This is a genomic window from Phenylobacterium sp. (assembly GCF_016793285.1).
Lineage (GTDB): Bacteria > Pseudomonadota > Alphaproteobacteria > Caulobacterales > Caulobacteraceae > Phenylobacterium.
This window is the reverse complement of sequence record NZ_JAEUMO010000235.1, coordinates 1-11601: the sequence shown is the minus strand read 5'-3', so window position 1 is coordinate 11601 and position 11601 is coordinate 1. Positions and strand designations below refer to the sequence as shown.

Genomic DNA, 11601 nt, shown 5'->3' with positions numbered 1-11601 from the left:
GCGGCGAGGGTCGCGGGCGAAAGCCCAAGTTCGGAAAATTCGGTCATTCGGTACTTAAGAAGCGGAGCGCTCCCGGGATCGGGCAAGGCGCAGCGCGGCGGCGCGGACGGAGATCGCCGCGCGCGCGGAACATACGTTTCGTCGCCCTCGTGTCAACGCACGGTCCGGCTTGCGGGTTCATGCGCCGCAGGATGACCCGCCGGAAGACGCCTCGTGCTCAGATGTCCAGGTCGGCGGCGGCGAACTCGGCGTTTTCCTGGATGAACTGGAAACGCGCCTCGGGCTTTCGGCCCATCAGCCGCTCCACCAGGTCCTCCACCGTGTCCTCGGCGCGGGGGAGGGTGACCCGCGCCAGCGTGCGGGTCTTCGGATCCATCGTCGTTTCCTTGAGCTGGCCGGGCATCATCTCGCCCAGGCCCTTGAACCGGCTGGTCTCGGGCTTCTTGCCCTTGAACACGGTGGCCAGCAGCTCGTCGCGGTGGGCGTTGTCCCGCGCATAGACCGCCTTGCCGCCATGGCTCAGGCGGTAGAGGGGCGGCAGCGCGAGATAGAGCCGGCCCGTGCGGATCAGGTCGGGCATGGTGCGCCAGAAGAAGGTGATCAGCAGGCTCGCGATGTGGGCGCCGTCGACGTCGGCGTCGGTCATGATGACGATGCGGTCGTAGCGGAGGTCTTCCTCCTTGAACTTCGACCCCGCCTGGGCGCCGAGCGCCAGCAGGAGGTCGGACAGCTCCTTGTTGCCGCCGAACTTGTCGATCGAGGCCGAGGCCACGTTCAGGATCTTGCCCCTGAGCGGCAGGATCGCCTGGGTCTTGCGGTCACGCGCCTGCTTGGCCGAACCGCCGGCCGAGTCGCCCTCGACCAGGAACAGCTCCGTGCCTTCGGTGGACGACCCTGCGCAGTCGGCGAGCTTGCCGGGAAGGCGCAGCTTGCGTGTCGCCGAAGCCCGCGCGACCTCCTTCTCCTTGCGGCGCTTCAGGCGCTCCTCGGCGCGCTCCACGACGAACTGGAGCAGCGCGCTGGCGGCCTTCGGCTGGGCGGTCAGCCAGTGGTCGAAGGGGTCGGCGATGGCCTTCTCGACCAGCCGCTGGGCCTCTGACGAGGAGAGCTTCTCCTTGGTCTGGCCCTGGAATTCCGGGTCGCGGATGAAGACGCTCACCAGCGCGCCGGCCTGGGCGACGACGTCGTCGGCGGTGATCAGGCCGCCGCGCTTCTCGCCCACCATCTCAGCGTACTGCTTCAGGCCCCGGGTCAGCGCGGCCCGCAGCCCGCTCTCGTGCGTGCCGCCCTCGGGCGTCGGCACCGTGTTGCAGTAGGACTGCATGAAGCCGTCGGCCTCGCCGAAGCCGGCCGGGGTCCAGGCCACCGCCCACTCCACCTTGCCCGTTTCGCCCGGGCGCTCGTAGCGGCCGCTGAAGGGCTCGGGCGTCGTGGTCTCCAGGTCCTTGATCCGCTCGGCCAGGAAGTCGGCCAGGCCGTTGGGGAAGCGGAACGTCGCCTCGGCCGGGGTCTGGTCGTGGATGCGGCTCGGGTCGCATTTCCAGCGGATCTCGACGCCGCCGAACAGGTAGGCCTTCGACCGCGCCATCCGGTAGAGCCGCGCCGGCTTGAAGTTCACGTTCTCGCCGAAGATCACCGGATCGGGCGTGAAGGCGATCGCCGTGCCCTTCCTGCGAGTCGGCCCCAGCTTCTCGATCGGGCCGATCGGCTTGCCGCGGGTGAACGCCTGGCGCCATTCGAAGCCGTCCTTCCAGACGGTCACCTCGACGCGTTCCGACAGGGCATTGACCACCGAGACGCCGACGCCGTGCAGGCCGCCGGAGGTTTCGTAGGCCTTGCCCGAGAACTTCCCCCCCGAGTGCAGGACGGTCATGATGACTTCGAGCGCCGACTTGCCCGGATGCTTCGGGTGCGGGTCGACGGGAATGCCGCGGCCGTCGTCGATGACGGTGAGCGTCCCGTCGGCGTCGAGGTTGACGGTGATCGCCTTGGCGTGGCCGGCGACGGCCTCGTCCATGGCGTTGTCCAGCACCTCGGCGAACAGATGGTGCAGCGCCCGCTCGTCCGTGCCCCCGATGTACATGCCGGGCCGCTTGCGCACCGGCTCCAGGCCCTCGAGGACCTCGATGTCCTTGGCCGAGTAGCCGCCGCCCTTGGTCACCGCCGCGTCGGCCCGTGGCTCATGGCTCTCGGTCAGCGGACCGGCGGGTACGGGGTTCAGCGCGTCGTCGCCGAAGAGGTCGGAAAGAGGCTGGGCGGAGGACTTGGACATGGAGCGTGAAAGGTGGTGCGATTCTGAGGGGCTCCGGTATGAATCGCGAACCTCAGGAAGGCAATGCGGCGAGTCGCGGGGGCAAGAGCGCGTGACCACCTGGAAGGATCCTCAGATCGCGGGCGTGCGGGCCTTGCTGGCCGCGCGGGCGCCCGATCCGTCCGCGCCTCCGCCCACGTTCGCAGAGCGGCGGGTCGCCATGGACGCGGTCGGCGAGGCGAGCGCGCTGCCGAACGGCTGCTTCCACGAGCCGCTGACCCTGGGCGGCGTGAAGGGCGAGCGTGTCGCGCCGCAGGGGGCGCTGGACGGCCGGCGCCTGCTCTATCTTCATGGCGGCGGCTACACGATCGGCAGCCCGCGCAGCCATCGCCCGATGGCAGCCCGCATCGCCGAGGCTGCGAGGGCGATCGCGCTCGTCCCCGACTACCGTCTCGGCCCCGAAGCCCGCTTCCCCGGCGCCGTCGAGGACGCGACCGCCGTCTACCGCGCCCTGCTGGACGCCGGGACCGATCCGGGCCAGATCGCGGTCGCGGGCGACTCCGCCGGCGGTGGGCTCGCCATGGCGCTCGCGCTCTCGCTGAAGGCGCAGGGCATGCCGCAGCCGTCGAGCTACGTGTCCATCAGCCCGTGGGCCGACCTCACGCAGTCCGGCGCCAGCTACCGCGCCAAGGCCGACGTCGATCCGGTCATCACCAAGCCCGGCCTCGACCAGATGGCGCTGGCCTACCTGGGCGGCCTCGACCCGAACGACCCGCTGGCGTCGCCCATCTTCGGCGACTTCGAGGGCGTAGCCCCGGTGCTGATCCAGACCGGCTCGGAGGAGGCGCTGCTCTCCGACAGCGTTACGCTCGCCGACGTGCTGGCCCACGCGCGCGTCGAGGTGCGCCTCGAGGTGTGGCCCGAGATGATCCACGTCTTCCAGGCCTACGGCGCCGTCCTGAACGCCGCCCGCCGCGCCATCAAGGTCGCCGGCGCGTGGATGGACGAGCGGTTCGCCTGATCGGTCACTTCAGCGGCCTGTAGATTTCGCCCAGCAGGTCCGGCTTGCCCGCGAGGCGTTGCAGGCGCGGGTAGCGGAGGCCGCCCTTGTAGTCGATGTCGACGATGCGGAAGTGGTCGCCGTCCTTGACGATGAGGCGGATCGGCTCCTGGCCGTCCTTCGCCGCCGTGATGGCGTCCTTCAGCCGATCGGCGTCGTAGGCGATGCCGTTGACGGCGATGATCTTGTCGCTGACCGACAGGCCCGCCTTGAAGGCCGGACCGTCCCAGAGGACACCCGTGACGGTCCCCTCGCGGTTCAGCACCAGGCCGATGGCGTAGGTGAGGTCCACCTGCTTGCGGTAGGCTTCATTGTCCTTCCAGTACTTGGTCGGCGTCTCGGTGAAGACGAGCTGGTAGCCGCCGCGGGCGATGCCATCCAGCGGGTAGGCCGGCGCCACGGTCCTGAAGCGCCTGGTCAGGAAGTCGGCCCAGTCGTAGGGCGTCACCGCGTTCAGCGCCTTGGCGACATCGTCGAAGGTGTAGGTGAGCGGCTGCTTCCACGCCCCGTCGTTCACTCCGAAGAAGGCGCGCGCGAAGTCGTCCAGCGACTTCCTCCCGTTCGTCCGCTCGCGGATCAGCGTGTCCACGTCGAGCCAGACGAGCTGCCCTTCGGAGTAGTAGTCCTCGCTGCGCTGCCAGCTCGTCCAGGGGAGGGGGCGTCGGCTGGCGATGATCGGGTCGTTGGTGGTGTCCTCCACCGAGCGCCACTGCCGGCCCGGGCGGCCGGTGGAGTAGGTGGCCGCGGTCATGGCCAGCGCGTCCAGCGTCTGCTCCTTCGTCACCAGCCCGGACCGCGCGCCCAGGACGTAGCCCCAGTACTGGTCCTGGCCCTCGTAGACCCACAGCAGGCTGTCGCGCATCGCGGTGTTGAAGTTGGGCGTCCAGAGGTCGGCCGGCCGCCGGTACTTGCCGTTCCAGCTATGATTGTATTCGTGCGGCAGCAGGTTGCGGTTCGGCGCGCCGTTCTCCCAGTCGGTGAAGTACTCGGCATTGACGCCGTTCTCCGACGAGCGGTGGTGCTCCAGCCCGATGCCGCCCATGCGGTCGGTGAGGGCCAGCAGGAAGTCGTAGTGGTCGTAGTGCCGCGCGCCGTACAGCCTGTCGGCCTGGCGGATGAGTTCGCGGTGCTGCTCGATCTGCTCGGGCGTGGCGGCGAGCAGGTCGGCGCGGTCGGCGACGACGTTCAGGCGCACCGGCGACTTGCCCGAGGTGTCGAGATCCCAGCGCCTGAAGTAACGGCCGGCGAACATCGGCGAGTCCATCAGGGTGTCGAAGTCGACGGTCTTGAAACGGACGGTGTTGTCGACGTTGGACGCAGTCTCCAGCGCGGTGCCGTAGCCCCAGCCGACGGGCAGGCGGATCGTCGCCTCGATCGGGATGCGCCGCGTGAAGTAGCCGGCGGGGTACATCGCCAGGTTCAGCCACTGGGCGTTCAGCATCTCGGGCGTCATGACGACCCGGCCCTGCTCGGTGGCGGTGGGCGAGAGGTGCTGGAACTCGATCTCCAGCTCGGTCACGCCGGCCGGCGGTGTGACGTGGAAGGCGAAAACCTGAACCGGGTCGCGCGTCCAGGGGATCACCTGACCGTTCGCGCGGACGGTGAGCCCGGCCATGTTGTAGAGCGCGTTGCGCGGCGAATGCCCGCCGGGAACCCACTGCGGATACAGCAGCGTGACCGGCCCGGCGCCGGCCAGCGGGATCGTCTCGCGGACCCGGAAGATGCGACGCTCGAGGTCGGTGGCGTCGACGGTGACCTTCAGCGTGCCGGGGTAGGCGACGTCGCGCGGCGCGACGATGGGCGCGGGCATCGGATAGGGCTGCGGCCCCTCGGACGGCTGGGCGAGGGCTGGCGGGGCCGCGGCGAACAGCGCGGCGGCGAGGAACGCGGATATCAAGGAGACAGGCCTCGAAGGACGGGTGTGAGTTGCGACCGTTCTAGAGCCGGTCGGTGGGGCGGCTCAACTACCGCCGGGCGCATCCCCGGCCGCGCCGGCACGGCGAGGCCCTGAAGACGGGCCGGCGACAACCTCGTTTGCCCGCGGAGCGCGGCGGGCCTAGCGTCGCGGTCGGGCGTTGGGGGGCAAGGCGCAGGTGACTACGGCCACGGAGTTCGGCGAAGCCCGGCCACGGCTGCTCTACCTCACACAGGAATTGCCGTTCGCCGACGACGCCGGTCACAAGATCCGCTCCCGGCAACTCATCGAGGCGCTCGTGCGGAGCTTCGATGTGACGGTGGCGGGGTTCATCGAGGACGGCACGGCATCGTCGCACAGGCTCATGGGGTGTCGGGTGATCGCCGAGCGCGCCGCGGTTCGTATCCGGCGCCAGCCCGTCCGGCTTGCGCAGGCGATCGCGACCGCGATCGTCCGCAACCGGCCCTACAGCCTCGGCAAGTTCGACAACCGCCGGCTGTTCCGCACGCTCCGGGCGGACGGCGAGAGCGCATCGCCGGCCATCGTCGTGGCGAACCTGGCCATGGCCGGCTACCTCGACGCCTTTCCTCGCGCCGTGAGGATCATCGACGCCCACAATGTCGAGGCGGCGCTCTGGCGGGACTTCCAGGCCGCCGCGCCGCCGATGGCCCGGCCCTTCGTGCGGCGCGAAGCCAGGTTGCTGGAGGGCGTCGAGCGCGCCGCGTGGGCGGGCGCTCAAGGCGTCATCGCGATCTGCGCCGAGGATGGCCGGACGATCGTGAGCGAGGCGCCGGACGCGCGCGTGCTGGTCGCGCCCCCTGCGCTGGCTCGGCAGCCCCCGGCCGCGCGAGGTGATGCGCAGCGCGCCGACGTGGGCATGCTCGGCGTATGGTCATGGGCGCCGAACGAGCATGCCCTGGAGACGTTTGCCGCCGACATCGCCCCCGCTCTGCGCGAGTCGGGAATGTCCATGCGCGTCACGGGCCCCGGCGTCGGCGCAAGCATCCGCCGAAGGCTCGAGCGGCTGGGGGTGGAGGTGACGGGCGCCATTCCCGACGTGCGTGACTTCTACGCCGCGGTCGACCAGGTCGCGGCCCCTTACTTCCAGGGCGGCGGCGTGCGGCTGAAGGTATTGGAAGCGATCGCGTGCGAGGTCCCGCTGGTCGGCTCGCCGCTTGCGTTCCGGGGCATCCTCGGTCGCGAAGCAACAATCGGCGACGTCGCGCCCGACACGCAGGGCCTGGTGAGGCTGCTGCTGCGGAACCGTGCGGACATGGCCGCGGCGCGCCGGCGCGCCGGGCGGCTGCGCCAGGCCGTGGCGGCGGCGCACGACCCGGACAGGACGGCGGAGGCGCTGAACGGCTTCCTGTCCGCGCGGCTGCGTGGCGACTGACGCGAGCGCCTCCAACGAAAAGGGCCGCGGATCGCGCCGCGGCCCTCCGTCACCTGAGGTTCAGGCGTCTAGCACTTGAAGTACATGTCGAATTCCACCGGGTGGGGGTGGAGCTGGAGGCGCATGACTTCCTCCATCTTCAGCTCGATATAGGCGTCGATGAAGTCGTCGTCGAAGACGCCGCCCTTCTTCAGGAACGCCCGGTCCTTGTCGAGCGCCTCAAGGGCTTCGCGCAGCGAGCCGCACACTTCCGGGATCTTCTTCTGCTCGCGCGGCGGCAGGTCGTAGAGGTTCTTGTCGGCCGGAGCGCCCGGATCGATCTTGTTCTCGATGCCGTCGAGGCCGGCCATGAGCAGCGCCGTGAAGGTGAGGTACGGGTTGCCCATCGGGTCCGGGAAGCGGGCCTCGATGCGCTTGCCCTTCGGGCTGTCGACGTGCGGGATGCGGATCGACGCCGAGCGGTTGCGCGCCGAGTAGGCCAGCTTCACCGGGGCTTCGTAGCCGGGCACCAGGCGCTTGTAGGAGTTCGTCGTCGAGTTCGAGAACGCGTTGATCGCCTTGGCGTGCTTGATGATGCCGCCGATGTACCAGAGGCACATGTCGCTGAGGCCGGCGTACTTGTCGCCCGCGAACAGCGGCTTGCCGTTGCTCCAGATCGACTGGTGGACGTGCATGCCAGAGCCGTTGTCGGCGAACATCGGCTTGGCCATGAAGGTCGCCGTCTTGCCGTAGGCGTGGGCCACGTTGTGGATCACGTACTTATAGAGCTGCAGGCGGTCGGCCATGGTGATCATGGTGTCGAACTTCAGGCCCAGCTCGTGCTGCGCGGGCGCCACCTCGTGGTGGTGCTTCTCGGGCTTCATGCCGAGTTCGCCCATGACCGCCAGCATCTCGCCGCGCAGGTCCTGGCCCGAGTCGATCGGGTTCACCGGGAAGTAGCCGCCCTTCGGGCCCGGGCGGTGGCCCATGTTGCCTTCCGGATAGGCCTTGCCCGAGCTGACCGGCAGCTCGGTGGAGTCGTAGGCGTAGAAGGTGTTGTGCGGTGCGGTGTCCCAGCGGACGTCGTCGAAGACGAAGAACTCGGCCTCGGGGCCGAAGTAGACGGTGTCGCCGATCCCGGCGGACTTCACGTAGGTCAGGGCGGCCTTGGCGATCGAGCGCGGGTCGCGGTTGTAGGGCGTGTTCGTGTCGGGGTTCACGATGTCGCAGAACAGCGCGAGCGTCGTCTGCTGGTAGAACGGGTCGATGATCGCCGTGTCCAGGTCGGGGCGCAGCTTCATGTCGCTTTCGTTGATGGCCTTCCAGCCGGCGATCGACGAGCCGTCGAACATGGTCCCGTCGGTGAGGAATTCCTCGTCGACCAGGTCGATGTCGAAGGTCACGTGCTGCATCTTCCCGCGCACGTCGGTGAAGCGGACGTCGACGTATTTGACGTCCTTTTCCGTGATGAGAGCCTGGATGTCCTTGGCGGAAGCCATGTTCGTTATCCCCTTTCGATAGTCTCGATGTTCGAAGTCAGATGGCGATGGAGCCGGTCTCGCCCGTGCGGATGCGCACGACGTCCAGCACCTCGGAGACGAAGATCTTGCCGTCGCCGATCCGGCCCGTGCGGGCCGCGGCCGAGATGGCTTCGAGCGCCCTGTCGAGTTGATCGTCGGCGATCACGACCTCGATCTTGATCTTGGGCAGGAAGTCCACGACGTACTCGGCCCCGCGGTAGAGTTCGGTCTGCCCCTTCTGGCGGCCGTAGCCCTTGGCCTCGATGACGGTCATGCCCTGGACGCCCAACTCCTGCAGGGCCTCCTTCACCTCGTCGAGCTTGAAGGGCTTGATGATGGCTTCGATCTTTTTCATGCGCTCGACATTGCACTCCGGGCGGTGTTGGGAGCCGCCGTTCGCGGGCGACCCAGCACACGCCGGGCGGCGTCCACAAGCAGCGTCTGGTTGCTTGCCGTTGGGGCCGCTTGCGAAACTGAACAGGCGCCCAAAAACAAGGCGCCATCAGATCAAAAAACGACCATGCCGGAAATCGCCTTGTGGGAGCGGGTCCGGCCCCTAGGATCGCCGTGAAACGCCGTCGGGAGTGGGACTGGCATGGACGAACGGACCCCGGTTCTCATCGGAGCGGGCCAATTCACCTACCGGGGCGATCCGGCCTCCTCGCCGTCGCCGAGCACTCTGCTGAAGATTGCGGCGGAACGGGCCGCGGCTGACGCCGGAATCGGCGCCGCGGGCCTGGCGGTCATCGACAGCATCGTGGTGGCGCCCTCGGCGATCGCACAGCCGGGCGCCTCGCGCAGCCGCGGCGCGCCGTTCTCCAGCAATGCGGCAGCCCAACTGGGTGTGATGCTCCAGGCGAAGCCCCGCTGGGCGGCCCTGTCGGCGATGGGCGGCAACAGCTCCCAGTACATGATCAACGTCCTGGCGCAGAGGATCGCGGAGGGCGAGACCGACCTGGGACTCGCGATCGGCTGCGAGGTGCTGGGCACGGTCTCGAAGCGCATGGCCAAGGGTCTCGGCTTCGAGGACTGGGATGCGGTGGAGGACCTGTCGCTGGACGCCCCGCCGGTCCTCGGCGACACGCGGCCGGGCGTCAGCGCCTATGAGGCTCGCCACGGCCTCGACCGGCCGATCAACATCTACCCCGTCTTCGAGAACGCGCTCAGGGCCCGCGACGGCCGCTCGCTGGCCGACCACGCGGCGCGCATCGGCGCCCTGTTCGAACGCTTCACCGAGGTGGCCGCCGGGAACCCGCACGCCTGGTTTCCCCTGCACCGGTCCGCCGAGGAGCTGACGACGGTCAGCGACCGCAACCGGATGATCGGCTTTCCGTACCCCAAGTTCCTGAACGCCATCATGGAGGTCGACCAGTCGGCCGGCGTCCTGATGGCCAGCGTGGCCAAGGCGCGCGAGTTGGGCGTTCCGGAGGGCAGGTGGGTCTATCTCCACGGCTGCGCCGACGCGCACGACATCTGGCATGTGCTCGAGCGCCAGGACTTCCACTCCAGCCCGGCCATGCGCCTGACCGGCAAGCGCGCGTTCGAGATGGCCGGCATCGGCCCGGCCGACCTCAAGCACCTCGATCTCTACTCCTGCTTCCCGTCGGCGGTAGAGGTGGGCGCGGAGGAACTGGGCCTGTCGCTCGACGATCCGCGCGGCTTCACGGTGACCGGCGGATTGCCCTACGCGGGCGGACCCGGGAACAACTACGCCATGCACTCGGCGGCGACGATGGTGCAGCGCCTGCGCGACGCGCCGGGGTCCTATGGCCTCGTCACCGCCAACGGCTGGTATCTCACCAAGCAGTCGACCGGCATCTACTCCACGACGCCGCCCAAGGCGCCGTTCGACCGCCAGGACCCCGCCGTCCTGCAGCGCGAGATCGACGCCCTGCCGCATCCGGACGTCATCGAGACGCCGCAGGGGACCGGCACGATCGAGACCTACACCGTCGTCCACAAGCGCGAGGGACCCTTCATGGGCATTGTCATCGGCCGCGACGCGGACGGCCGCCGCTTCGCCGCCAACACGCCGAACGATCCTGCGACCCTGGCGAGCCTGGAGGCGTCCGAGCAGATCGGCCGCAAGGGGACCGTCAACCAGGTCGGCGGCCTCAACATCTTCGAGCCCGCCTGATGGTCCGCCTCTATCTCATCCGCCACGGCAAGCCCTCGTCCACCTGGGGCGGCCACGACGACGATCCCGGCCTGGACGAGACCGGGCAAGCGCAGGCGAGGGCGGCCCGCGACTGGCTGCTGGGCCGGCCCGGGGACGAGCGCCCGCGCCTCGTGGTGAGCTCGCCGCTGCGCCGCTGCCGCGAGACCGCCGAGCCGACGGCCGAGGCCCTGGGCGTCCAGATCGAGGTCGACCCGATCGTCGGCGAGATCGCCACGCCGTCCGGGCTGAGCGCCGAGGCGCGGCCCGCCTGGCTGCGCAAGGCCTTCGAGGGCACGTGGCAGCGGATCGAAGGCGACATGGACTACGACGCCTGGCGCACCGACATCATCGCCTCGCTGGCGAAGCGCGGTCACACGGCCGTCTTCTCGCACTACGTCGCCATCAACGCCGCCGTCTCGCGCCTCCTGGGCGTCGACCAGGTGCTGGCCTTCCGTCCCGACCACACCTCGATCACCATCCTGGAGACCGACGGAACAGCGGTGCGGCTGGTCGAGAAGGGCGCGGAGGCCCAGACGCAGGTCCTCTAGGACTTGAACCGGCCCGCCGGCGGTGAAACACGGGACCTCTGGTCCAAGGAGTCCGCGTTGCCCGCCCGCCCGATCCTCACCGTCGCCGAGATGGGCGCCGCCGACCGGGCCGCGATCGCGGCGGGCACGCCCAGCCTGACGCTGATGGAGCGCGCCGGCGCGGCGGTGGCGGACGCGGTGATGGACCGCTTCCCGGTCCAGCCGACCCAGGTGCTCTGCGGCCCCGGCAACAACGGCGGCGACGGGTACGTGGTCGCGCGCCTGCTGCGCGAGCGCGGCTGGCCCGTGGAGGTCCGCGCCCTCTCCGAGCCCGTCACCGTCGATGCCCGGGCCATGAGCGCGCGCTGGAGCGGCGAGACGAAGCCGATGGGCGGCCGGCCCGCGGCCGGGCTCGTCATCGACGCCCTGTTCGGCGCGGGACTCTCGCGGCCCCTCGACGGCGCGGCTGCGCAAACCGCGGCGGCGCTGGCCGACCGCCCGGAGACGGTGGTGGCCGTGGACGTCCCGAGCGGCGTCCCCGGCGACGGCGGCCCGCCCGTAGGTCCCGCCTTCTGCGCCGGCCTCACCGTCACCTTCCACGCCCGCAAGCCCGGCCTCGTACTGGAGCCCGGCCGCAGCCTCTGCGGCGAGGTCGTCGTCGCCGACATCGGCCTGGGCGAGACGCCGTCGCAGCTCATCGAGAACGGGCCCGAGGCGTGGCTGCCGGGCTTCCCCTGGCCGACGGCGTCGTCGCACAAGCATGCCCGCGGCCGCCTGATCGTCATCTCCGGTGACGCC

The 11601-nt window shown here is 69.7% G+C and carries 9 protein-coding genes; 5 read left to right on the top strand and 4 right to left on the bottom strand.

Annotation, left to right across the window (positions count from 1 at the left end):
* Positions 1-217: 217 nt before the first annotated feature.
* Positions 218-2272 (bottom strand): DNA topoisomerase IV subunit B, encoded by a 2055-nt coding sequence (gene parE / locus JNL41_RS20280; protein ID WP_293477991.1) that lies wholly within the window; start codon positions 2270-2272, stop codon positions 218-220.
* A gap of 91 nt (positions 2273-2363) precedes the next feature.
* Here parE and JNL41_RS20275 point away from each other — a divergent pair, with 91 nt between their 5' ends.
* Positions 2364-3272 carry an alpha/beta hydrolase gene (locus JNL41_RS20275; protein ID WP_293477990.1) on the top strand — a complete coding sequence of 303 codons (909 nt, stop codon included), beginning with the start codon at positions 2364-2366 and terminating at the stop codon, positions 3270-3272.
* Between the two features lie 4 nt (positions 3273-3276).
* On the opposite strand, the gene JNL41_RS20270 is transcribed toward JNL41_RS20275, so the two are convergent.
* Entirely contained in the window at positions 3277-5208 is a 1932-nt protein-coding gene (locus JNL41_RS20270) for a peptidase M61 (protein WP_293477989.1), read from the bottom strand.
* A gap of 196 nt (positions 5209-5404) precedes the next feature.
* Here JNL41_RS20270 and JNL41_RS20265 point away from each other — a divergent pair, with 196 nt between their 5' ends.
* On the top strand, positions 5405-6619 hold the full coding sequence (locus tag JNL41_RS20265; protein ID WP_293477988.1) for a glycosyltransferase: 1215 nt from the start codon (positions 5405-5407) through the stop codon (positions 6617-6619).
* Positions 6620-6687: 68 nt separating this feature from the next.
* On the opposite strand, the gene glnA is transcribed toward JNL41_RS20265, so the two are convergent.
* Positions 6688-8097 carry a type I glutamate--ammonia ligase gene (gene glnA / locus JNL41_RS20260; RefSeq protein WP_293477987.1) on the bottom strand — a complete coding sequence of 470 codons (1410 nt, stop codon included), beginning with the start codon at positions 8095-8097 and terminating at the stop codon, positions 6688-6690.
* A 37-nt stretch (positions 8098-8134) separates the two neighbouring features.
* A complete protein-coding gene (locus tag JNL41_RS20255; RefSeq protein ID WP_293477986.1) occupies positions 8135-8473 on the bottom strand; it encodes a P-II family nitrogen regulator in 339 nt (112 codons plus the stop codon).
* A gap of 240 nt (positions 8474-8713) precedes the next feature.
* Between JNL41_RS20255 and JNL41_RS20250 the strand changes: the two genes are divergently transcribed.
* The 3 genes from JNL41_RS20250 to JNL41_RS20240 all read left to right on the top strand — a co-directional run.
* Positions 8714-10255, top strand: coding sequence for an acetyl-CoA acetyltransferase (locus JNL41_RS20250; RefSeq protein ID WP_293477985.1), 1542 nt, complete (start codon positions 8714-8716; stop codon positions 10253-10255).
* Positions 10255-10824 (top strand): histidine phosphatase family protein, encoded by a 570-nt coding sequence (locus tag JNL41_RS20245; protein WP_293477984.1) that lies wholly within the window; start codon positions 10255-10257, stop codon positions 10822-10824. The genes JNL41_RS20250 and JNL41_RS20245 overlap by 1 nt, the downstream gene beginning before the upstream one ends.
* Positions 10825-10881: 57 nt before the next feature.
* Positions 10882-11601, top strand: a 720-nt coding sequence (locus JNL41_RS20240; RefSeq protein WP_293477983.1) for an NAD(P)H-hydrate epimerase, incomplete at its 3' end; no start/stop codon positions are given.